Genomic DNA, 21,847 nt, shown 5'->3' on the forward strand with positions numbered 1-21,847 from the left:
CGCTTCACTGTTTCTTTGCCGCTGGCGGAGCGGGCTGCTGGCTGGCCGCCTTCTGCTCGGCGGCCGCCGCAGCGCGCGACTCGGCAATGCCCGATGCCCGCGCCGATGCCGCCTGCTCGTCCTTCTGCAGTGGCTGGAAGCTGTCTTCCGGCGCCAACCAGCCACCGGTGAACCCCGCCCGCTCCAGGCCCTTGCGGATATAGGGGTTCTTTTTCATCACCTCCCACACGAATTCGTCGCGGTAGTTGGCGATGCCGGCCAGGATCGGGCCCTGGTCGATGGCAATGTAGTCACTGGCAACCCAGCCGCGATCGGGAATCAAACGCCCGGTCTTGAGCGGAATGTCGTAGCCGAAGCTGGGGTTGAACGAATCCAGGAAGCCGTAGCTCGAATACAGGTAGTCGCCGTAGCGCTTGTGCATCTCCACCGTGGCCGGGATCACCACTTCCGGTGCGAACGGCAACGACGAGATCGCCGCCGAGGGCACGATGGTGCCGTCGTCGAAGTTCTCGCGCAGGCCCGCGCCGCGTGCCGAATAGTGACGGAACTGACGCTGCTCGCCCTTGTATTCCTGGGTGGTGTTCTGCGGCCCGTCGCCGGCGGTCAGGCCCCAGACGTTGGCGCTGTAGTCCTTCCACTGCATCGGGTTTTCAATCGCGTACTCGCGTTGGGCGAGCGTGGCGCGGCGGCTGTTGAGGAAGTAATCGATGCCGCGCTCGCGCATGTACGGGTCCTGGATATCGCGGAAGTCGATCCAGACATGGCTGTACTGATGGCCAAACAAGGGCCCGAACGACAGATACTCCTGGCCTTGGTAGACACCCCAGTCGTTGTCGTAGGTACGCGACCACACCGTCCACGCGTCGGGCTCGACCGGATGCGTTGGTGAACCCAGCGCCAGCACGTACAGCATCATCGCCTCGTTGTAGCCCATCCAGTCGTGCTGGATGAAGCCGCTTTCCGGGAACCAGCCCATCGAGACCAACGGCTTGTTGCGTTGCAGCCATTGCCAATCCACGCGCTTGTAGATCGTATCGGCAATCTGCCGGATCTCCTTCTCGCGCGGGTCGTCCTGGTCGTAGTAGCTCTGCGCAAACAACACGCCCATCAACAAAAGCGCGGTATCCACGCTGGACAGCTCCACCCAGCTGTCATAGCGGCGCCCCTGTTGCATGTCCAGGAAGTGGTAGTAGAAGCCCTTGTAGGCACCCTTGCCGGTGCGCTGCGGCCCGCTGGGCAGGTCGCGGAAGAACTTCAACGTGACCAGGGTGCGCTCCACCGCCTGGTTGCGGCTGACCCAGCCGTTCTCGATGCCAATCGGATAGGAGGTCAGCGCGAAGCCGACCGAGGCGATGCTGGCAAACGGCCGCGACGGGTAGCGATCCGGGGTGAGCCCATTCTGCTCGTTGGTGGTGTCCCAGAAGAACTGGAAGGTGCGCCGCTCGATGTCGTCAAACAGCGGCGGCAGATCCGGTTTCATTGGCCGTGGCGGCAGGTCCGCCTCGATCAGGATCACCTGCGGCAATACCTTCGGCATCGGCGGCTCCGGCGCCTTGCCACAGCCCCCCAACAACGCCAGCCCGATACCGGCGAGAACACAGGCCAACAACTGCGGGGTACGTGACTTGCTCAAGGCGACATCCATCTTGAAAACATAGCACCACATTCACGTGGCGAAGGCGTAACGCATATAGGAAACGTCCCGGCCGCCAAGCATACGGCGGCCGGGGCGCTGGCACTTACCAATCCAGACCAAATGACAGCTTGAAAGTACGGGTGGCGTACTGGTCCCAAGTGCTGACCACACCCGAGTTCCAATTGATGCCGTAACCACCCCAGTTGGTCCAGTTGAAGACATTGATGACGTCGGCGCGGACCTTGAGCTTGAGGTCGGTGCCGGTGTCCCAGGTCTTGGTCAGCGACATGTCGAACTGCTTGAAGGCACTACCACTCGGCTCCCAGCTATGCGGACGCTCATAGCCACCGTAGGCGTCGGTACCGTCGATATCCCAGCGCTTGATCTTGCTGGCCAGGGTCAGCTTGCCGGACGCGCTGATGCCCCAGGGCAGATCGGTGAAACCACTGACAACCAGACGGTGCTTCGGCGCCCAGGCACCGTCGAACCAGCCACCCTGCTGGAAGTACCAGCCGAATACCGGATCCTTTTCATGGATGTTCTGCTTGGCGTCGGTCAGCGTATAGGCCACGTTGATGTTCCACGGGCTTTCGGCGGTATACGGCTTGTCCAAGCTCAGCAGCAAGGCGGTGTTCTTGGACTCGAAGCCATTGGTGGCAACGATCAGCGCGCCCAGATCGGGCAGGCCCGGCGCGTTCCACGGGCTGCCGTTGGGGGCAAAAACGCCGCCATCGGCATAGCGGTTGCCGCGCGAGATCAGCAGGCCGTCCTTGTAACGGGTGTGCTGCACGGTGGCCGAACTGTTCCAGTCATGCCCGCCCATGTTGAAGCTGCTGCGGATGCCCAGGCTGAACTGGTCCGAATACGGCGTCTTCAGCTTGTTGTCGAACATCCACACTTCGCGGCCGGCTTCGGTCGCATCCACCAGCGACATCAGGTAGTCGCGATCCAACAGCTGCGGGGTCCAGTCCAGGCAGTCGCCACCCACGGCACAAGCGTGCCCGGGCGAGTTGATCTTGAAACGACGGGTCGGGAAGGAGGCCTTGCTGCGCTCCAGCTGCAGGTAGTCGAACAGGTTGCGGTCGTAGGAACGGCCGACACCGCCGAACAGCACCAGCCGCTCATCGCCGCTCAGGTCGTAGGAGAAGCCCAGCCGCGGCTGGATCGCATCCTTGAACGGTTTGCGGTTGTTGCCGGTGCTGATGTAGCGGTTGATGTCGATGCCGCCCAGCGCCAGCGTCTGCGCATAGGTCTGGCCCGGCCCGGCGTTCGGGTCCTGGCTGGCGAGTGAGGCCAGTACGTCCGGTGCGGTGGCGTAATCCAGATAGGACGGGGTCTTTTCGTAATCCCAGCGCAGGCCCAGGTTCAAGGTCAGGCGCTCGTTGACCTCCCAATCGTCCTGGATGTAGATGCCGAACTGCTTGTTCTTGGAGGTGACCGCGCCACCACCGGTACCGACCGCCGGGCTGCCGAAGCGCACGAAGTACGGCACGTCGCCGCCCTGGTTGATGTCGTAATAGAACTGCGGGTTGTAGGGCTGCTGTTCGATCGTGTCCAGGTCCACCTGCTTGTATTTGACGCCGAACTTGAGCGTATGCCCTTCCCAACCAAAGAAGGTAGTGTCGTTCTGGAACGACCAGCCCTTCTGGCCCTTGTCCTGCAGGCCGCCGTCGCCAGCGCCGATGCGATAGATCTGCTTGCCGTCATCGCCGCTGCCATCGGTCAGCACGTTGCCGTTGCCGTAATTGACCGGCGCTTTGGTCCAGAACGCCTTCTCGTAGGTCAGATGGGAATCGCTGAGCCAATTGGTGTTGGAGTACTGCCAACGCAGGTCGTAGCGGTCCTCGATCACGCCGGTATCGGTGCCGTAGCTGCGTGCACTCTGCCCGCCGACATTGCCGATCTCGCTCTCTTCGCGGCGCTTGTAGGTGAACTCAAGCAGGTTGGAATCGTTCACCGACCAATCCAGCTTGCCGAAGTACAGGTCTTCCTTGAACGGCGTCGCGGTGGCACCGAGCTGGTCACGCCAGGCCTGCGGCAGGTCGCTGGGCAAGCGCCCCTCGCCCGGCTTGAGGTCCTGCGGTGCGTTGTATTCCTTGCCCTCGTAGGTGACGAAGAAATGCGCGCGGTCCTGCACGATCGGGCCACCGAAGCTGCCGCCGTACTGCTTCTCGCCGGAGCGAGTCTTGCCAACGCCGTTCTTCTCGCTCTCGCGCGGCTCACGCCAATCCTGGTTGGTGTAATCCCAGAAGAACGAACCCTTGAATTCGTTGGTACCGGACTTGGTCACCGCGGTCACCGCGGCCGAACTGATCTGGTCGTACTCGGCCTTGTAGTTGGAGGTGATGACCTTGTACTCACCAATGGCCAGCTGCGGGAACGGATTACCGCGACTGGCATCCTGGCCGGTGATGCCACCCTGGGTGACATAGTTTTTCTGGCCCACGCCATCGATGTAGACGTTGACGTTGTTGGCGCTCTGCACGCCGCCACGCAACTTGGTCGAACCGTTGGACGGGTTCTGCTCGAACACCATGCCGGGCACGGTGTCGGCGAAGGCCAGGAAGTTGCGCGTGCCCTGCGGCAAGGCCTGGATCTGCTGCGGGGTGATGTAGGTGGCAATCTCCGAGGTCTTGGTCTCGATCGGCGCCTGCGCCGTCACCTGCACCGCATCCAGCGTGGTTGCCGAGCCGCCGCCAGTTTCAGCCACGCCACCCACACCCAGGTTCACTGTGGCGGTCTGGCCGACGGCCACGGTGATGTTCTGGCTGCTGCTCTTGCCACCGGCGGTGACATCGACCTTGTAGGTGCCCGGCGGCAGGCCAGCCAGCGAATAGCTGCCATTGCCGGTGCTCTGCACGCTGCGTGCAAGGCCGGTGGCGATATTGGTGGCGGTGACCTGGGCCTGCGCGGCGGGGGCCGAGTCAGTCATCACCTGGCCACGGATGGTCGCACCGGTGCTCTGTGCGAATGCGGGCGCGGCGCCCAGCAACAGGCACGCGGCAAGCGCACCACTGAGCAGCTTGCGTGGGGGCATCGCGTTGTTCAATTTTTTATTCATGTTTTACCTCTCCCAAGGCAGCGACAGGGAAGCCGCAAGGGTTGTGTGTGTGAACTACCCCGGTCTATCGCCGGGTGCAGGAAGGTCGCAAGCGGCTGTGGAGTCGCGTACCACCAGAGTTGGAACCAGCGTTACCGCAGGCGCTGTCTGCGCCTGCGCGCTATCGATCATCTGCACCAGCTGCAGCATCGCGCGCTCGCCCAACTCGGCGATGCTGACCTGCATCGTTGTCAACGCGGGGTGAACAAAACGCGCCAGAGGGATGTCGTCATAGCCGGCCAGTGCAACTTGCGCGGGTACTTTCACGCCTGCCTGCGAGAACGCATACAGGCAGCCCAGGGCCATCATGTCGTTGGCGGCAAACACCGCATCCGGCAAGCTCGGGCGCGCCAACAGCGCCAATCCAGCCTGATGGCCAGAGGCTTCGTCAAAATTGCCCGGCAGCTCGATCGCTTCCACCTTGCCGTCGAACGCCGCCATCGCCGCGCGGAAACCGTGCAGGCGTTGCTGCGCATCGTGGTTGTGCACCGGCCCGGCAATGAAGGCGATGCGGCGATGCCCGGCATCAAGCAGATGCCGGGTCATGGCCAGCGCGCCGGCATGGTCATCGATGCTGAAAACCGGGTAATGCTCTTCCGCCAATGGCGTATTGATCAGTACCGTAGGCAGCGCAGGCGGCAGGTTGTCGATCAGAAAATCGGGGTCGCCAGCAAAGGGCGACAGGACAAGCAGGCCATCCACCCGGCCGCGCATGGCCTGCAGCACGGCGCCCTGCTGTTTCTGTTCACCGTGGTAGCTGGACACCAGCAAGTGCCGGCGATGGGCACTGGCCACGCCGTCGATGCCGCGCATCAACTCGGAAAAGAACTCGCCGTAAAGGTCAGGAAGTACCAGGCCAACAGTCTGGGTACTGCGGCTGCTGAGGCTGCGCGCAGCCGCATGCGGGCTGTAGCGCAGCCGCTTGGCGACCTCAAGGACCAGCGCGCGCACCGGCGCGGCGACATTGTCGTGGCCATTGAGGGCGCGTGACACCGTGGCGACGGAAACATTCGCCTCACGGGCGACATCCTTGATCGTGATTGCCGACTTCGCCACCGCCCTACCCTCCGCAATACAGGGTGAGGCGGACTGTAAACGTTTCCAATTGCGATTGTAAACAGTTCGTTAGGCATCCTTGTCCCATGCGGACAAGTACTGTCCTGCCCAGCGGGGCAGGCGCATTGCGCTCAGTTTGCCCGTTCAGCCCGGCGCCCTCTGCTCCTGCGGGGTCAGCGCCTTGATCGAGAGCGCATGGATGTCCGTTTCCATCATCTCGCCGAGCGCGGCGTAGACCGCCCGGTGGCGGGCCAGTGGCGCCTTGCCCGCAAAGGCCTCGCTGACCACGATGACCTTGAAATGGCCCCGCCCATCACTGGCCCCTGCATGACCGGCGTGGCGATGGCTGTCGTCGCGCACCTCCACCAGCTGCGGGGTGAACGCCGCCTGCAGGGCGCTGCGGATCCGCTCGACCCGGTTCATGGCAGCACCTTGCGGAACGGCCGCACATCCACGCGCATATAGACGCCTGCCGCCACATAGGGGTCGGCCTCGGCCCAGGCCCTTGCGGCGCCCAGGTCCTCGAAACTGGCAATCACCACGCTGCCGCTGAAACCGGCCGGACCCGGATCTTCCGCGTCAACCGCAGGACAGGGACCAGCCAAAAGCAGCCGCCCCTGGTCAAGTAATGTCTGCAATCGTTGCAGATGCGCCGCCCGTGCCTGCAGCCGCGCCGCAAGCACATCTTCACCGTCATAGCCCTCGATTACGTACCACACTGGCCTTTCTCCGCTTGTCTGCTGAATGGAACGGTGCCAAGTCTAGCGTCACAAGGCTGGACACCGCCCTGCTCGGGCGATTACTCTTTAGTCCATTGCACGCAGCCGGCCAGTAGCCGCTCGGTGCGGTGACAGGCCCAGACCTGCCACCCAACCACCGCAGCACATCACTTCCCGGGCCGCGTAGACGACCTCCTCGTAATGACGTTGCCGCTGATCCTGCGGCGCGCCTTGTTGTTTATGTGTGGAAGCGCGCCAAACAAGCGCGAGTAGCTCGTAATACAGGGGCTGGCACCCTCCCGGGCGGGAACCTGGGGTGTGTACAGCCCGCAATACCCCCGAATGTCGACCTGATGACTTCCGAACTCGCGCACGACGCGAACCCGCCAGCGCAGCAATCCCTACCTCAGCAGCAGGAAATGCCGCTGGCGATGGTGCATGGTCAGCCGGTGCTGCAGATCCCACAGGATCTGTACATACCGCCGGACGCACTGGAAGTTATTCTCGACGCCTTCGAGGGTCCGCTGGATCTACTGCTTTACCTGATCCGCCGGCAGAACCTGGACATCCTTGATATCCCGGTCGCCGAGATCACCAAGCAGTACGTGGAATACATCAACGTGATGCAGGAGCTGCGCTTTGAACTGGCAGCCGAGTATCTGGTGATGGCAGCCATTCTTGCTGAAGTGAAGTCGCGCATGCTGTTGCCGCGCCCACCCAGCATCGAAGGCGAAGAAGCAGATCCGCGCGCCGAGCTGGTACGCCGTCTGCAGGAATACGAACGTTTCAAGCAGGCCGCCGAGGATATCGACAGCCTGCCCCGGCAGGACCGCGACACCAGCATGGCGCACGCCTTCGTGCCCGAGCGGGTGTTGGTCAAGACCCCACCGCCGGTGGAACTGAAGGAAATGCTGCTGGCGCTGCACGACGTACTCAAGCGCGCCGAGCTGTTCAGCGGCCACGCGATCAAACGCGAGGCCCTGAGTGTCCGGCAGCGCATGGGCGATGTGCTCAGCCTGCTGGAAGGCGACAGGTTCTACCGCTTTGAAAGTCTGTTCACCGCCGAAGAAGGCAAGCTCGGCGTTCTGGTCACCTTCCTTGCGGTATTGGAACTGGCCAAGGAGCAACTGCTCGACCTGGTGCAGGAAGCACCACTTGCACCGATTTATGTGAAGTCCCTGGCCACCGGCAACACCAACGCACCGCTGCAGTTTTCCAGCGAGTTCGATGACGCTGACACCCCCGCCTGAGCAACCGACCCAACGCATGGATCAACCGCTGATCAACCGTATTGTCGAAGGTACCCTGTTGGCCTCCAGCCAGCCGGTAACCCTGACGCAACTGCAGGGCCTGTTTCCCGAGGATGCACCGGCACCGCCGGGCAGCATCGAACGGGCACTTGAACTGCTGCGCGAAGGCTGCGCCGGGCGCGGCGTCGAACTGGTCGAAGTAGCCTCTGGCTATCGTTACCAGATCACCAGCGAAGTGCACGGCTGGGTGTCCCGACTGTGGACCGAACGCAAGACCCGCTACACCCGCGCCACCCTGGAAACCCTGGCGCTGATTGCCTACCGGCAGCCGATTACCCGCGGCGAGATCGAGCAGGTCCGCGGCGTGGCGGTAAGCAGCAACATCATCCAGGCGCTGGAAGAGCGCGAGTGGATCCGGGTCATCGGCCACCGCGACGTGCCCGGCAAGCCGGCCCTGTTCGGCACCACCAAGGGCTTCCTGGATTATTTCGGGCTCAAGCGCCTGGACCAACTGCCGCCGCTGTCCGAACTGCGCGATATCGGCGAGCTTGAACCGCAATTACCGCTGGATGGCGACGGCCAGCCAGCCGCCCCGCTTGCCGCTGGCGCCGCCTCGCCCCCGGGCCTGGACGCCGCCAACGATAGCGACACGACAACCGCAGCCACGCCAGAATCCCCGGATTCGAACGCGGCCGCATCCGACACCGCCTTCACCGGCGAACCCGACGCCGCGCCGGGAGAGCGCGCGGCGGAAGTGGAACAAACTGAAAACAACGCCGTCGCGACGACGACCGTGGCTGTTGACGTAGCCGATTCCGAACCAGAGGCCGACGCGGAAAACGCCGGCCGGAGCCAAACAGATGAGTGACACCCCCCGTAAACCTTCGTTGAACAAGCTCTCGCTCAAGCGCGAAGCCGACACCGAACAGCAGCCCAAGCTCGAAGAGCGCCTGCACAAGGTCCTGGCACAAGCCGGCCTGGGCTCGCGCCGCGCGCTGGAGCAGCGCATCGCCGACGGCCTGGTCAAGGTCAACGGCGAAGTCGCGCAGACCGGCATGTCGGTCAAGAGCGGCGACAAGATCGACCTCGACGGTCGCAGCTTTGTCGCCAGCGCCCTGACCGACCCGTCGCGCGTCCTGATCTACAACAAGCCCGAAGGCGAAGTCACCACGCGTGACGATCCCGAAGGCCGGCCGACCGTATTCGAAGCGCTGCCGCCGTTGAAGGGCGCACGCTGGATCGCGATCGGCCGCCTTGACATCAACACCACCGGCCTGCTGCTGGCTACCACCGACGGTGAGCTCGCCAACGCGATGATGCACCCGTCGTTTGAAGTCGAGCGCGAGTACGTGGTGCGCGTGCGCGCCCCGGAAGGCGAAGAGAAGGTCTCCGACGAAATCATCGAGCGCCTCGGCCGCGGCGTGCTGCTGGAAGACGGCGGCGCCAAGTTCGACGAAGTCGAGCGCATTGGCGGCACCGATTCGCACGACTGGTTCCGCGTGGTCGTCAAGGAAGGCCGCAACCGCGAAGTGCGCCGCCTGTGGGAATCGCAGGGCTGCCAGGTCAGCCGCCTGAAGCGCACCCGCTACGGCAAGATCGAGCTGCCGCGTGAACTGATGCGTGGCAAGTCGGTGGAACTGACCACCCAGCAGGTCGACGCGCTGCGCGCCCAGCTGAAGCTGGAAGAAGGCACCCCGTCGGCACTGACCCTGCAGCCGGTGATCGGCCAGCGCAAGGCGGTCAAGACCACCCTGCGCGTGTCGCGCGAAGGCGGCCGTGGCAATGCTTACGTCAACGGCCACAACAGCGCCGACGAAGGCCGCGAACTGCGTCGCTTCGACAACCTGCGCGAAGACCGCGGCGGCCGTGGCCGTGGCGGCAAGAGCGGCGGTGGCTTCAAGGGCGGCCTGACGGTCAGCGGCGAAGCTGCAGCCAAGCAGTCGCAGAAGCCGTTCAAGCAGCGCAAGCCGGCCGGCGACCGCAGCTTGCCGGATGGCAATCCGGCCGCATTCCGCACCTGGTACGTGCCGGACGGCGTCAGCACCGGCCCGAGCGGCCACCGCAATGCGGGTCCGGGCGCAGCACGCGGCCCGGGCGGCAACCGTGGTCCGGGCCGTGGCCCGGCCGCTGACGGCCAGGCCCGTCCGTACGGCAAGCCACGTCCGGGCGGCGCACCCGGCGCCAGCCGTGGCGGTCCCGGCCAAGGTCGCCCGCAGGGCGCCGGCGGCCAGGGCGCAAGCCAGGGTCAAGGCCAGGGCCAGCGCAAGCACCCCTACGGTCACCCGGGCAATGCCCCGAGCTTCCCGTCCGACCACGCCAATCCGGGTTTCAGCCCGTACGGCGCGCGTCCGGTCGGCAATCGCCCGAGCGGCGGCAACCGTGGCCCGGGTGGCCCCGGCGGCCGTCCCTCCGGCGGCCCGCGCCCGGGTGGCAACCGCCCCGGCGGTGCAGGTCGTCCGGGTGGTGGTCGTCCCGGCGGCGGTGGCAACCGCGGCCCGCGCGGCGCCTGATTGGCAATGCGTCGAGCCGCAAACGGCTCGACATGATTGCAACAAACGCCCGGCGCATCGCGCCGGGCGTTTGCGTTATGGCCCCCCTACTCATAACCCGACTTTGCTGCCAGCCCCTCTCCCTTTACGGGAGAGGGGCTGGGAGAGGGCGCTCTTTAGCGGAGACGGCTACGGAGAAAGCCCCGTTCAGCAGAAGGCCCGGGCAGGGACCAAACCGCAAGCCCGACTGAATCGATCAACGCACAAATTTCCCATTTAGGGAAATTAGGTATATTTTCCCAATACCCCCTCGCGGAGCGCACCATGGACCTGTCCCTGAATCTGCTGGATCTGGAAAAGACGCCCGCCAGCGACGTCAAGGCCAAGGGCTGGCCTGAGCTGATGCGCAAGGTCGCCAGGCTCGGCGCGGTGGTGGTCACCAACCACAACCACCCGCAGGCGGTGGTGGTGTCTGCCGAGGAATACCAGCGCCTGGTCGCGCAGGCCTCAGGTGCCTCGGCCGCAGCGCAGCGCGCGCAGTCGCTCAAGCAACTGCAGGCTGAGTTCGACGCCCACCTCGCGGTGCTCGATGGCGGCAAGACCCTGGCCAAGGCATTGGATCGCCCTGCCCGGCGCGGGTTGAAAATCATCCCGGGCAAGTCGCTCTGACCGGTGGCACGGATCCTGGTATTGGCCGGCGTCAATGGCGCCGGCAAGAGTTCGTTGCTGGGCATGATGCTGCAGCACGACGGCGCGACCTGGTTCAATCCTGACGCCTTCACCCGGCAACTGGTGGAACAGGGCTGGCCGCTGGCCGAGGCCAATGCCACCGCCTGGCAGGAAGGCACCCGCCGCCTGCGTGAGGCGATGCAATCCAACCGTGACTACGCATTCGAAACCACGCTCGGCGCCAACACCATTCCCAAGCTGTTGCATGAGGCCTGTGCGCAGCACGAAGTCACAATATGGTTCTGCGGCCTGGACAGCATCGAGCTGCACCTGCAGCGTGTTGCCGAACGCGTGGCGGCCGGCGGCCACGATATTCCGGAAGACAAGATCCGCCAGCGCTACGACAGCTCACGCCTGAATCTGATCGAGCTGCTGCCGCATCTGACCACGCTGCACGTTTACGACAACAGCCGCCCACCGGATGCCGACGGCGCGGTCGAGCCGCTGCTGGTACTGGAAGTGGACCGTGGCCGGATCCTGTGCCCGGTCAGCCAGGAAGAGTTCGGACAGGTGCCCGAATGGGCCAAACCTCTGGTGTGGGCCGCGCTCAAGGCGTTCCCGGTGGCGGCTGACGAGTGAAACCCGAGGTGGGGGCGAAAGCTCCCTTCATTCCCCCTTGCGGGGGCCCCTCTCCCGCACGCAGGAGAAGGGAGCGGCGCGCTTTTACGCCCGACCTCGCCGCCGCAAAATCAGCGGCGCTCGATCACGAACTTGCCGAAGCCGATCCCCAGGCTCCAGCCACGCCCGGTGCCTGCCAACGCCAGGGAAATATCGCCCTTGGTCATCGCCTGCGCATCAGTAGCGCGCGAGGCGCTGGCATGCACTTCGGCAGCGGCATACGTGCCCAACAGGTCGTCGAGCGTATAGGCGCCGGTGAACCGGCCGCGGCCATCGGTGATAGTGGTGCGGCCCACGGTCAAGCCACCACCCTTGGCGGTGATCTTGACCGGAATGCTGGCACCATTGTCACAGGTGATCGTGCCGGTACCACTGGACGTCTTGTAGAACGCCGACCAACCCGACAGGTTGTAGTGCAACTCACAGTCGATATTGCCTGCCGCCTGTGCGGCCGGCGCAATGCCCAGCGCCAGTACGACAGCCGCTGCCATCATCTTTTTCATCGCACATCCTCTGCTTGGTTGGGGCCGGCACCGAGACTGACAGCCCCTTTGCGCATTGCAAAGAGCTGCCGGTCGCGGCGCGCGGTCGGCATTCAGCGAACGACGACCGCGCCGCCCAGGGTAAACGCATCGGCATCGAGCATGGCCGGGAAACGCTCGCGATGCGCAGCCAGCGCCTGGGCCGAGATCGTGGTGGTGACCACCTGCTCACGCTCGCGGATTTCCAGCTGCGGCTGCCCCAGGAAATCGATCACCGCGCTGTCGCCGGAATAGTGCAGACCGTTGCCGTCCACACCAATACGGTTCACCACCGCCACATAGCACAGGTTTTCAATCGCCCGCGCTCGCGCCAGGGTCTGCCACGCATAGGCGCGTGCCGACGGCCAGTTGGCCACGAAGATCTGCAGGTCGAAATCCATCTGCCCTGCCCGCTCGACATCGAAGCGGTTGCGGCAGAACACAGGGAAGCGCAGGTCGTAACAGATCTGCGGATTGATCCGCCAGCCCTTCCACTCCACGCACAGACGCGCGTTGCCGGCGGCATAGCGCTTGTGCTCGCCGCCATAACGGAACAGATGGCGCTTGTCGTAATAGTGCAGCTCACCGTCAGGCGTGGCCCACAGCAGTCGGTTGTAGACGCTGCCATCCACCCGCAGCTGCACGCTGCCGGTGACTACCGCACCCAGCGCGCGCGCCTGCTCGATAATCCATGCAACGGTGGGGCCGTCCATGTCCTCGGCCTGGTCGATCGCATCATTGGAAAAGCCGCTGGTAAAGGTCTCCGGCAGAATCACCAGATCGGTATTGCCTGCGAGTGGCGCCAACAAGGCACCGTAATAGGCACGATTCCCCGCCGGGTCGTGCCAGCGGGTGTCGCCCTGCACCAGGGAAATACGCAGGTCCTGCATTGTCGTCATCGTCCTGTAAGCCATGAAGAGAAAAGCGCGCTGGCAGCCATGAGCACACCCAGCACCGGCACCCACCACTGCAGCCGTGCAATCCAGCGATTGACCGGCTGGCGCCGCTCGACCTCATCGAGCAGCACCAGATAGTCGCGGGTGTAGCGGCCAAAGCTGCCGCGAAACGCCAACCGACCCTCGTCCACCGGCACCCCGCGCGCCTGCAGGCCAGGCTGGACCACGGCAAGGAACAAATACCCTTTCAGCATTGCCGCAAGCACAAACGCGGCAAACGCCAAACCGAAAACGAGCAGACCGGCGTCCATCGGCGCGCCTGCTGTCAAAGCGCCCGCAGGCGCTCGATCGCCGCATCCAGCGTCGCATCGTTCTTGGCAAAGCACAGCCGCACCAGCCGCTGCCCGGCAGGCGGGGTCTCGTAGAACGGCGACAGCGGAATGGCGGTGACGCCCTTCTCGATGGTCAACCAGCGCACGAACTCATGGTCCGGCAGGTCGCTGATCGCCGAGTAGTCCACCAGTTGGAAATAACCACCCGGCACCGGCAGCGGCTTCAAGCGCGTGGTCAGCAACTGTTCGCGGAAACGATCACGCTTGGACTGGTAGAACGCGCCCAGTTCCAGATGGTGCTCGGGCTCATCGCGGATCATCGCGGCAAAGCCATATTGCGCCGGGCTGTAGGTGGTGAAGGTGTTGTACTGGTGGACCTTGCGGAACTCGGCCGTCATTGTCGGCGGCGCGATCGCGTAGCCGATCTTCCAGCCGGTGCAGTGATAGGTCTTGCCAAAGCTCGAGATCACGAAGGCGCGCTCGCGCAGCTCCGGGTAGCGCAAGGCCGACTCATGCCGCGCACCGTCGTAGATGATGTGTTCGTACACTTCATCGGAGATCAGGTAGATGTCGGTGCCACGCAGCACATCGGCCAGCGCCTGCATGTCATCGGCATTCAACATCGCCCCTGACGGGTTGTGTGGCGTGTTGACCATCAACATGCGCGTCTTCGGGGTGATCGCCGCGCGCACGCGGTCCCAATCCACCGCAAAGGTCTGCGGGTCCAGCGGCACATGCACGGCGCGCGCGCCGGCCAGATCAATTGCCGGCTCATAGCAGTCATAGGCCGGGTCCAGCACGATGACTTCCTCACCGGCACGGACCACGGCGTGGATGGCATTGAAGATCGCCTCGGTACCGCCGGAGGTAACGGTGATCTCGGTGTCCGGATCAACCTGCGCGCCATAGCAATCCAGCGCCTTCTGCGCGATGGCCTGGCGCAACGGCGCCACACCGGTCATTGGCGCGTACTGGTTCAAACCATCGCGCATGGCCTTGGCGGTTTCATCGATCAGACGCTGCGGGGCGGAAAAATCCGGAAAGCCCTGGCCAAGATTGACCGCGCCGTGCTCGGCGGCCAGCTGTGACATCACGGTAAAAATAGTGGTGCCCACCTTGGGCAACTTGGTCTGCGGATGCATGGGTACGTACACACCGGGGGAGAAAACCCCGAGTGTACGCAAAGCCGGCACTGCCGGCCTGCCTCTGCGTATCCGCACAGCGCGGGACAGCGTCGGCCCGGCGCTATACTGCGCGCCCCGATGCGCTGCCCAGCCTGCGCCACCTGCCATGGACGGAAGCGCCCGATCCGATGATTGAAACTGCAAACATCCCGCCGCTGCTCAAGGCCCGCGGCCTGCGCTTCAGCCGCAATGACGATCCGGTATTCGGGCCACTGGACCTGCACGTGGATGCAGGCGAAGCACTGCTGGTGCAAGGGAGCAATGGCGCCGGCAAGACCACCTTGCTGCGCGTGCTGGCCGGCCTGCTGCGCCCGGATGAAGGCCAGATCGAAATCGACGCGCGCCCGGCCAGCAGTACCGACCGCTCGCGCTATATCGCTTACCTGAGCCATCTTACCGCGCTCAAGCAGGACCTGGGCACGCTGGAGAACCTGCACTTCCTGTGTGGACTGCAGGGCCGGCGGGCACGGCAGATGCCGGGCAACGCCCTGGCCATCGTCGGCCTGGCCGGTTATGAAGACACCTTGGTGCGGCAATTGTCCGCCGGCCAGAAGAAGCGTTTGTCGCTGGCCCGCATCTGGCTGTCGCCGGCGCCGATCTGGCTGCTGGACGAACCCTATGCCAACCTCGATCTGGAAGGGATCAACCTGGTCAACCGGATGATCTCGGCGCACCTGCGCAGTGGCGGTGGCGCCTTGGTGACCACCCATGGTGCCTATGCCGCACCGCCGGTCCGCAACCGCACCCTGACCCTGCGCAGCGCCGCCGAGCAGGAGGATGCCGCATGAGCCTGCCCGGTCCACAGCCCACGCTGTTCTCGGCCGCACGCGCACTGCTGGCACGTGACCTGAAACTGCTGTGGCGCCGCCGTGGCGACGCCGCACAACCAATCCTGTTCGCCGTGCTGGTGGTGGCCTTGTTCGCGCTGGCGCTGGGCGGCGCCCCCAAGCTGCTGCAGAGCGTGGCCTCGGCGGTGCTGTGGCTGGCGATCCTGCTGGCCGGCCTGCTGTCGCTGGACACCTTGTTCCGCAGCGACGCCGAGGATGGCTCGCTTGAACAATGGCTGTTGTCGCCGGTGCCTTTGGCCTGGCTGGTGGCGGTGCGGGTGTTCTCGCACTGGCTGACCACCGCCTTCCCGCTGGTGCTGGTCAGCCCGCTGCTGGCCGAGCTGATGCACCTGCCGCGTGCGCAGCTGCCGGTGCTGGTCACCGCGCTGGCACTGGGCACGCCCCTGCTGAGCCTGCTCGGCGCGGTGGTTGCGGCCTTGACCGTGGGCATGCGCCGGGCCGGCATCCTGCTGGCGCTGCTGGTCCTGCCGCTATACGTGCCGGTGCTGGTATTCGGTGCCGGCGCGGTGGCGGCAGCGGCGCAGGGCTTCGATGCCAGCGGCGCGCTGCTGATGCTTGCGGCCGGATTATTGGTCAGCGCAGTGCTGGCGCCCATGACCGCGGCGGCGGCCATCCGCATCGCCAACTCCTGAAGATCAAAACAGCGCTATTCTTGACGTTGACTTCACAAAGCAAACCAAGCCCATGGCTGAGCGGTCCCCCACTGAAGTCCCGAGCGTAGCCAAGCCCACCTTGCCGCCCCGTCCGGTGGTGGAACTGCAGCGGCGTGGTGAGCTGCGGGTGGAGAAGTTCCTGGCCGCCGCTACCGAAGTCTTCAACGAGAAGGGCTACCAGGCTGCCAGGCTGGCCGACATCGTCAAACGCGCAGGTGGCTCGATGGCCACGCTGTACCGCGCCTTTGGCGACAAGGAAGGCCTGATCCATGCCTTGATGGAGCAGAGCATCAATGACTTCGGGCGCAGCCTGGACACCTTGCTGCAATCGCCGCTGCCGCCGGCCGAGGCCCTGGAAGAAGCCGCCAGCCAGATGGCCGAGGAAATCCTCTCGCCTACCCGCCTGGCCTGCCACCGGGTGGTCATCTCCGAAGGCATGAACCAGCCCGCCCTGCGCGACTGGTTCCATGCGCATGGCGTGGCGCCGATGGAAATCCTGCTCAGCCACTATTTCGCCCGCGAAACCGCCGCCGGCCGCATGCATATCGAAGACCCCGACCAGGCCGCGCATTTTTTCTACATGGTGGTCATCGGCGGCTTGATCCTGCGTTCGGTCAACGGCCGCATCGACAGCAGTGATCTGCCACGCGCGCAGCAGCAGGCGCGCGCGGCAGTACGTCTATTCATGGCCGGCGCCCTGCCGCGAAACTGAACCGCAGCTTGCTGCAGCGCAGCTTGAACTGTACCCGGGCGCCTCACAGAATCGTGACGTAATCGTCATTACGTTCTGATTGCCCAGTTGTCTCCCACCCATCGGCAGGGACAACCCAAAGGAGGGGATCGTGCGGTTCTATCTCGCATTACTGGCGTTGCTTGCAACCGCGATCCTGATATCCGCCGCATGGCTGGCCCCGGTGAAAGCCGATGCCAGTGGGCAGGCGGTCAAACTCCCCGAAACCCACTTCGCCTCCACCCAATCCAGGCACGGCTTCAACGCCCCGCCCGGCTTTGCCGATGCCGTGCCGGCGCGCAACAAGGCCCACCCGCAGGCCAAGGCGGTCGGCCAGCAGGTATGCACGGCCTGCCACAGCAAGGAAAACGACAACTTCGCACATACCGCGCACGCCGCCGGCATGCAGGTTGCGTTGGCGGCCAATCCCAATACCGCCACCTGCGAAGCCTGCCACGGGCCCGGCTCGGTGCATGCCGCCAACCCGACCCAGAAGGGTTCGATCATTGCCTATACCCACGATGGCGGTACGCCGGTGTCGAACCAGACCGAGAGCTGCCTGGGCTGCCATTCCGGCGGCCCACGCGATGCCTGGCTGGGCTCGGTGCACCAACGCAATGATCTGTCGTGCAGCGACTGCCACAATCCGATGGTCAAGTTTTCCGCCGAAGGCCTGACCGCCAAACAGTCGGTCAGCGAAACCTGCGCCACCTGCCACAAGGACATCCGCCAGCAGTTCAACCGGCGCTCGCACATGCCGCTGCCGGAGGGCGCAATCAGCTGCGTGGATTGCCACAACCCGCATGGCACGCTCAACCCCACCCTGCTCAAGACCGATACGGTCAACGAGACCTGCTACCAGTGCCACGCCGAGAAACGCGGCCCGTTCCTGTTCGAACACGCACCGGTGCGCGAGAGCTGCCTGAACTGCCACCAGGTGCATGGCTCCAACCAGCACGCGCTGCTGGTGGCGCCGATTCCGATGCTGTGCCAGCAATGCCATTCGCATACCCGTCACCCCAACGACCTGCAGACCGAGACCTCGCTCGGCAACGGACTGACCGCTGATGAACGCCTGATGGGACGCGGCTGCATCACCTGCCACGCCCAGGTACACGGCTCCAACCATCCTTCCGGCCCACGTCTGCACAAGTAAAGGGAGAACGACATGTGCACACGGAATCGTTCAAGGAACTGCCGCTGCTCATTGTTGTCCCTGGCCTTGATTGCCGGCCTTGCACAGGCCCAGGACAGCGGTGGCGGCGTCGACCTGCAGTTCGGCAACTGGCTGGACCCCAGCGGTCGCATTGGCTGGGATGGCTGTGATCCGGACGGTGAAAGCTGGTTGAGCGCGGAAAACAAGCGCACCCCGACCGGCTTCCTGTACGGTTGCGCGCCGCAGCTGGCCACTGCCAAGCCTTTCGGCGATAACGGCTGGACCTGGTCGGGCAATGTCGCCCTTGGCTTCCTGCACCTCAGTGGCGATGAGCGCAACACCAACTGGCGCCGCTTCCGCGACCCTGACGATGGCGTCGTTCTGCAGGCCAACTTCAGCCTGGCGCGCGCCGAGGATGGCCGCTACGTCGATGTTCGCATGAGCCACCTTGACCGCGACAACCAGTACCTGCGCGCGGTGTTCGGGCAGGCGGGCCGTTACAAGGTGCAGGCCTTCGCGCGCAGCACGCCGAATGTACTCAGCGGCAATGCGCGCTCGATCTGGGATGGCGTCGGCAGCGCACACCTGACACTGAAACCCGGCGTCGCTGCAGCCGGCAGCAGCGCCGCGCAGGTGGCGGCGATCTCGGCCGCACAGCCGCTCAGCAGCTTGAGCGTGGTGCGCGACAAGGTCGGGGTGAGCGTCAACTACCTGCTCAATCCGCGCTGGACCGGCTATGCCAGCCTCAGCCACGAAGAACGCAGCGGCGCGCGTCCCTTCGGCGGGCCATTCTTCTTCAACTACCCGTTCCCCGCCAATGGCGGCGTCTATGAGATCCCCCGCCCCATCGAAGACAGCACGCTCAACTTCATGGGCGGCTTCCGTTTTGTGGGCAATGTCTGGCGCACTGATTTCAACTACACCGGCTCGTTCTTCCGCAACGCGCACAGCTCCTATGACTACCAGGTGCCCTACGGCCTGTACTCGGTGGCCGGCGCCTATACGCCGCCGCTGACCCAGGGCTCGTTCGCCTATGAACCGGAGAATGACTACCACCGCCTGGGCCTCACCTTCGGCCGCAAGCTTCCGTCCTGGAATGGCGATTTCTCGGTGAATCTGGCGCTGACCACCATGCGCCAGAACGAAAAGCTGTTGGCACCAATGGATTGCCAGGGACAGTTCGGGCAGGCGCTGGCGCCGCCCTTCATCTACGACTGCGCCAACTGGAACACCACCGATGCACTGTCGCGCAAGCGCGCCGGCCTGGCCATCAACAACCAGAAGGTGGATGCACGCCTGGTGCTGATGCCCAACGACGATGTCACCTGGCGCAACACCGCACGCTATCTGCGCGAGGACTATAGCGGCAGCTACTGGGCCTACAACCCGCTCACCGACCAGTACGGCTACATCGCCGAAAACGGCGCGCAGGGCAGCGTGGTACCGGGCGAAATGGGGGTCTGGGATCGCGGCCCGAACGCCTCGGTGCTCACCCGCATCCGCAACCTGCCGCTGGATAAGGAAACGCGCGAGGTCTCGACCGGCGCCGACTTCCGCAGCAGCAACAAGAACACCTTGTCGGCCAGCTACACCTATACCGCGATCGAACGCGCCCACCGCGAAGTAGCCACCACCCACGACAACCTGCTCAAACTGGGCTGGAACAACCGCGCGCTCGACTGGCTGAGCTTCCGCGCCAACTATTCCTACCTCGACCGCAGCGGCAGCAGGTACTACTACGACCCCTACGAGTTCACCTTCTCCAGCTCCCTGCCCGGCTTTGTCGAGCCCGCAGGTGGGCTGAGCCCGCATACGGTGTCCAACCTGCGCAAATACGACATCGCCTCGCGTACGCAGCAGAAGCTGGACCTGATGGCCACCTTCATCCTGCCGCATGACATGACGATCTACGCCTCGGTGCGCGGTGACCGCAACCGCTATGACGCGCAGATTGGCCGGCAACGTTTTGACACCTATGCCGGCAGCGTGCAGTGGGAATGGCAGCCCAACCCCAACACCACTGCCAGCGCCTGGTATGGACTGGACCGTTCCACCCTGGTGTTTGCCAACGTCAACGACGCCACCGGCTCGGACCCGGCGTTGGGCGGCCCGACCTATCCGGAAGCCAATCGCTGGTGGATGGACGATGCCCAACGCAACCACTACGCCGGTTTGAACTTCACCCGCCGGCTGGGCCGCGCCACCCTGGACCTGGCCTGGAACTGGACCTATTCGCGCGGCAAGACCAGCTACCGGATGAACTCGCCAGACGCCCTGACCACGCCGGCCAATGCAGCACTAGCCAGCGGCAGCTATCCGGTGATGGTGTACCGGGTCAATTCGGTGACTGCCGGCCTGTCGCTGCCGCTGAACAAGCGCATGCGTCTGCGGCTGTTTGATACCTATGAGCGCGGCAATCTGTCGGACTGGCATTACTTCGGCTTCGAGGACACCCTGGTCTATGACCATCGGGTGTATACCGATGGCGGGCCGTCCAGCTACAACGTCAACCTGGTCGGCATGCTGTTCGAGGTGGCCTTATGAAGGCGCTCTGGTTGATCGCCGCACTTGCGGCCACCCCACAAGCCGATCCACCGGCGAGCACCGATGCGGCCGCGGCCACGCCTGCTGCCGACAGCGCCGCCACGGCCACGCCAGCACCGCCTGCACGCTACGACCTGCGCAGCGCACATGCCGCAAGCGGCGATGCGCTGGCCGGCAAGGGCAAGTCCGAGGTCTGCGCGGCCTGCCATGGCGGCGACGGCATCGCCATCACCCCGGCCTTTCCGAACCTTGCCGGGCAGAAAGCCGCCTATCTGTACTGGGCGCTGCATGCCTACAAGAGCGGGCGCATGCCCGAGTCACCGATGACCGCGATGGCCGCATCGCTGGAAGAACAGGACATCCGCGACCTGTCGGCCTACTACGCCAGCCTGCCGGTACCGCCACCGGCCGCCGATGCACCGCCTGTTGAACTGGATCCGGCGCTGCTCAGCCAAGGCCAGGCGATCTACAGGGACGGTGACCCCAGCAAGGGCATACCGCCCTGCCAGGGCTGTCACGGCGTTGACGGCCGCGGCAACCCACAGGCCGGTTTTGTCGACCGCAGCGGGCGCATGCCGTACGCCGCCTACCCGGCCCTGCGTGGGCAACAGAACGACTACCTGCAAACCCGTCTGCAGCAGTTCCACGACGATGCCATCGATGCCTCCAGCAACAGCCGGGTCATGCACGGCATCGGCCAGCGGCTGGACGCGGACAGCATCAAGGCGGTGTCCACCTGGCTTTCATCGCTCAAGCAATAACCACCCCACCCGCCACCGCGCGGTGTGTTCCCGCTGTCCTGTTCAAGAAGTCACCGATAAGGAGTCACCCATGAAGTCCCGTATTTTCCTTGCCCTGCTGCTGATCGGCGGCGCATCCGCCGCGCACGCTTCCGATACCTGTTCGGTCAGCCTGGAAGGCAACGATGCGATGAAGTTCAATGCCACCAATATCGATGTACCCAAGAGCTGTACGAACTTCACCATCAACCTGAAGCACGCCGGCAAGATGGCCAAGAACATCATGGGCCACAACGTGGTGGTGGCAAAAACCGCGGACATGGCCGGCATCGACAGCGACGGAATGAAGGCCGGGCTGGCGGCGGACTACATCAAGGCCGGCGACACCCGCGTGATCGCCCACAGCAAGGTGGTCGGTGGTGGCGAAACCACCTCCCTCTCGATCCCGGTCGCCCGCCTCACCGCCGCTGCCGCGCCGCTGTCGTTCTTCTGCAGCTTCCCCGGCCACGCGACGATGATGAAGGGCACGGTGACCCTCAAGTAGGCCATCCCGCACCGCCGATATCCGGATTTGCGGTATCTTGCGCTAGTCTGAAAACAGCAACGGTGGTGCAGCCCGCACCGCCCAGCCGGCCAGGCCGCAGAT

Annotated in this window: 21 protein-coding genes; 12 read left to right on the forward strand and 9 right to left on the reverse strand. The window is 64.6% G+C overall.

Features of this window, described 5'->3' with window-relative positions:
• Positions 1-4: 4 nt before the first annotated feature.
• The 5 genes from ABB27_RS00170 to ABB27_RS00190 all read right to left on the reverse strand — a co-directional run bounded on the left by ABB27_RS00170 (position 5) and on the right by ABB27_RS00190 (position 6,511).
• Entirely contained in the window at positions 5-1,579 is a 1,575-nt protein-coding gene (locus tag ABB27_RS00170; protein ID WP_425477455.1) for a glucoamylase family protein, read from the reverse strand.
• A gap of 160 nt (positions 1,580-1,739) precedes the next feature.
• Positions 1,740-4,697: a TonB-dependent receptor gene (locus ABB27_RS00175; protein ID WP_057626074.1), complete on the reverse strand. Its 2,958-nt coding sequence runs from the start codon at positions 4,695-4,697 to the stop codon at positions 1,740-1,742.
• 54 nt (positions 4,698-4,751) lie between these two features.
• Positions 4,752-5,792: a LacI family DNA-binding transcriptional regulator gene (locus tag ABB27_RS00180; RefSeq protein ID WP_057626076.1), complete on the reverse strand. Its 1,041-nt coding sequence runs from the start codon at positions 5,790-5,792 to the stop codon at positions 4,752-4,754.
• A gap of 144 nt (positions 5,793-5,936) precedes the next feature.
• Positions 5,937-6,215 (reverse strand): BolA family protein, encoded by a 279-nt coding sequence (locus tag ABB27_RS00185; RefSeq protein ID WP_057626078.1) that lies wholly within the window; start codon positions 6,213-6,215, stop codon positions 5,937-5,939.
• On the reverse strand, positions 6,212-6,511 hold the full coding sequence (locus ABB27_RS00190; RefSeq protein WP_057626080.1) for a YciI family protein: 300 nt from the start codon (positions 6,509-6,511) through the stop codon (positions 6,212-6,214). Before ABB27_RS00190 ends, ABB27_RS00185 begins: the two co-directional genes overlap by 4 nt.
• 353 nt (positions 6,512-6,864) lie before the next feature.
• Here ABB27_RS00190 and ABB27_RS00195 point away from each other — a divergent pair, with 353 nt between their 5' ends.
• The 5 genes from ABB27_RS00195 to ABB27_RS00215 all read left to right on the forward strand — a co-directional run bounded on the left by ABB27_RS00195 (position 6,865) and on the right by ABB27_RS00215 (position 11,558).
• Positions 6,865-7,761: a segregation and condensation protein A gene (locus tag ABB27_RS00195; RefSeq protein WP_057626082.1), complete on the forward strand. Its 897-nt coding sequence runs from the start codon at positions 6,865-6,867 to the stop codon at positions 7,759-7,761.
• A gap of 16 nt (positions 7,762-7,777) precedes the next feature.
• Positions 7,778-8,629 carry an SMC-Scp complex subunit ScpB gene (scpB, locus tag ABB27_RS00200; RefSeq protein WP_057626084.1) on the forward strand — a complete coding sequence of 284 codons (852 nt, stop codon included), beginning with the start codon at positions 7,778-7,780 and terminating at the stop codon, positions 8,627-8,629.
• Entirely contained in the window at positions 8,622-10,271 is a 1,650-nt protein-coding gene (locus ABB27_RS00205; RefSeq protein WP_057626087.1) for a pseudouridine synthase, read from the forward strand. Before scpB ends, ABB27_RS00205 begins: the two co-directional genes overlap by 8 nt.
• Before the next feature lie 303 nt (positions 10,272-10,574).
• The gene (locus ABB27_RS00210) at positions 10,575-10,919 is read left to right on the forward strand and encodes a type II toxin-antitoxin system prevent-host-death family antitoxin (RefSeq protein ID WP_057626089.1); all 345 of its coding nucleotides are present in this window, start codon (positions 10,575-10,577) and stop codon (positions 10,917-10,919) included.
• Positions 10,920-10,922: 3 nt separating this feature from the next.
• Positions 10,923-11,558: an ATPase gene (locus tag ABB27_RS00215; protein WP_152984356.1), complete on the forward strand. Its 636-nt coding sequence runs from the start codon at positions 10,923-10,925 to the stop codon at positions 11,556-11,558.
• A 110-nt stretch (positions 11,559-11,668) separates the two neighbouring features.
• Here the strand turns inward: ABB27_RS00215 and ABB27_RS00220 are convergent, their stop codons facing one another.
• The 4 genes from ABB27_RS00220 to ABB27_RS00235 all read right to left on the reverse strand — a co-directional run bounded on the left by ABB27_RS00220 (position 11,669) and on the right by ABB27_RS00235 (position 14,488).
• A complete protein-coding gene (locus ABB27_RS00220; protein WP_057626091.1) occupies positions 11,669-12,100 on the reverse strand; it encodes a peptidase associated/transthyretin-like domain-containing protein in 432 nt (143 codons plus the stop codon).
• Between the two features lie 92 nt (positions 12,101-12,192).
• Positions 12,193-13,008 (reverse strand): amidohydrolase, encoded by an 816-nt coding sequence (locus ABB27_RS00225; protein WP_057626093.1) that lies wholly within the window; start codon positions 13,006-13,008, stop codon positions 12,193-12,195.
• Between the two features lie 5 nt (positions 13,009-13,013).
• Entirely contained in the window at positions 13,014-13,325 is a 312-nt protein-coding gene (locus ABB27_RS00230) for a hypothetical protein (RefSeq protein ID WP_057626095.1), read from the reverse strand.
• 14 nt (positions 13,326-13,339) lie between these two features.
• Entirely contained in the window at positions 13,340-14,488 is a 1,149-nt protein-coding gene (locus ABB27_RS00235) for a pyridoxal phosphate-dependent aminotransferase (RefSeq protein ID WP_057626208.1), read from the reverse strand.
• Positions 14,489-14,658: 170 nt separating this feature from the next.
• On the opposite strand from ABB27_RS00235, the gene ccmA reads away from it, so the two are divergent.
• The 7 genes from ccmA (at position 14,659) to azu (ending at position 21,745) form a co-directional block, all read left to right on the forward strand.
• A complete protein-coding gene (ccmA, locus tag ABB27_RS00240; protein ID WP_057626209.1) occupies positions 14,659-15,318 on the forward strand; it encodes a heme ABC exporter ATP-binding protein CcmA in 660 nt (219 codons plus the stop codon).
• On the forward strand, positions 15,315-16,010 hold the full coding sequence (gene ccmB, locus ABB27_RS00245) for a heme exporter protein CcmB (RefSeq protein ID WP_057626097.1): 696 nt from the start codon (positions 15,315-15,317) through the stop codon (positions 16,008-16,010). The genes ccmA and ccmB overlap by 4 nt, the downstream gene beginning before the upstream one ends.
• A 52-nt stretch (positions 16,011-16,062) precedes the next feature.
• Entirely contained in the window at positions 16,063-16,743 is a 681-nt protein-coding gene (locus ABB27_RS00250) for a TetR/AcrR family transcriptional regulator (RefSeq protein WP_083491063.1), read from the forward strand.
• Between the two features lie 130 nt (positions 16,744-16,873).
• Positions 16,874-17,917, forward strand: coding sequence for a DmsE family decaheme c-type cytochrome (locus ABB27_RS00255; protein ID WP_244479087.1), 1,044 nt, complete (start codon positions 16,874-16,876; stop codon positions 17,915-17,917).
• 54 nt (positions 17,918-17,971) lie between these two features.
• Positions 17,972-20,461 carry an MtrB/PioB family outer membrane beta-barrel protein gene (locus ABB27_RS00260; protein WP_161809586.1) on the forward strand — a complete coding sequence of 830 codons (2,490 nt, stop codon included), beginning with the start codon at positions 17,972-17,974 and terminating at the stop codon, positions 20,459-20,461.
• The gene (locus tag ABB27_RS00265) at positions 20,458-21,222 is read left to right on the forward strand and encodes a c-type cytochrome (RefSeq protein ID WP_057626102.1); all 765 of its coding nucleotides are present in this window, start codon (positions 20,458-20,460) and stop codon (positions 21,220-21,222) included. The genes ABB27_RS00260 and ABB27_RS00265 overlap by 4 nt, the downstream gene beginning before the upstream one ends.
• Before the next feature lie 70 nt (positions 21,223-21,292).
• Complete coding sequence (gene azu, locus ABB27_RS00270) at positions 21,293-21,745, forward strand: azurin (RefSeq protein ID WP_057626104.1); 453 nt, start codon at positions 21,293-21,295, stop codon at positions 21,743-21,745.
• The last annotated feature ends 102 nt before the right edge of the window (positions 21,746-21,847 follow it).

Origin of the sequence: Stenotrophomonas terrae, from assembly GCF_001431465.1 — a bacterium.
Lineage (GTDB): Bacteria > Pseudomonadota > Gammaproteobacteria > Xanthomonadales > Xanthomonadaceae > Stenotrophomonas > Stenotrophomonas terrae.